Annotated in this window: 1 protein-coding gene; it reads right to left on the minus strand. The window is 59.8% G+C overall.

Going from position 1 to position 932, the window contains the following annotated elements; all coding sequences use genetic code 11:
- Window positions 1-932 (minus strand): elongation factor Tu (tuf, locus tag GYB81_RS22905; protein ID WP_161897960.1); only part of this gene is annotated, 932 nt, incomplete at both ends.

Genomic DNA, 932 nt, shown 5'->3' on the forward strand with positions numbered 1-932 from the left:
CCAACGGTACGACCACCTTCGCGGATCGCGAAGCGCAGGCCGTCTTCCATGGCGATCGGCTTGATCAGGGTGACAACCATCTTGATGTTGTCGCCCGGCATTACCATCTCAACGCCTTCCGGCAGTTCGCACGAACCGGTCACGTCAGTGGTACGGAAGTAGAACTGCGGACGGTAGCCCTTGAAGAACGGGGTGTGACGACCACCTTCTTCCTTGGACAGAACGTACACTTCAGCTTCAAACTTGGTGTGCGGCTTGATGGTGCCCGGCTTGGCCAGAACCTGACCACGCTCGACTTCATCACGCTTGGTGCCGCGCAGCAGCACGCCGCAGTTCTCACCAGCACGACCTTCGTCCAGCAGCTTGCGGAACATCTCAACGCCGGTGCAGGTGGTCTTGGTGGTCGGACGCAGACCAACGATTTCGATTTCTTCCTGGATCTTGACGATACCGCGCTCTACACGACCGGTCACAACAGTACCGCGGCCGGAGATCGAGAACACGTCTTCGATCGGCATCAGGAACGGACGATCGATGGCACGAACCGGCTCAGGAATGTAGCTGTCCAGAGTCTCAACCAGCTTCTTCACAGCGGAAGTGCCCAGCTCGTTGGTATCTTCGCCGTTCAGCGCCATCAGCGCGGAGCCGATGATGATCGGAGTGTCGTCACCCGGGAAATCGTAGGTGCTCAGCAGGTCGCGAACTTCCATCTCGACCAGCTCCAGCAGCTCGGCGTCGTCAACCATGTCAGCCTTGTTCAGGAAGACAACGATGTACGGAACGCCAACCTGACGGGACAGCAGGATGTGCTCACGGGTTTGCGGCATGGGGCCGTCGGCAGCCGAGCAGACCAGGATCGCGCCGTCCATCTGGGCAGCACCGGTGATCATGTTCTTCACGTAGTCGGCGTGGCCCGGGCAGTCAACGTGCGC

Origin of the sequence: Pseudomonas yangonensis (assembly GCF_009932725.1) — a bacterium.
Taxonomy (GTDB): Bacteria; Pseudomonadota; Gammaproteobacteria; order Pseudomonadales; family Pseudomonadaceae; genus Aquipseudomonas; species Aquipseudomonas yangonensis.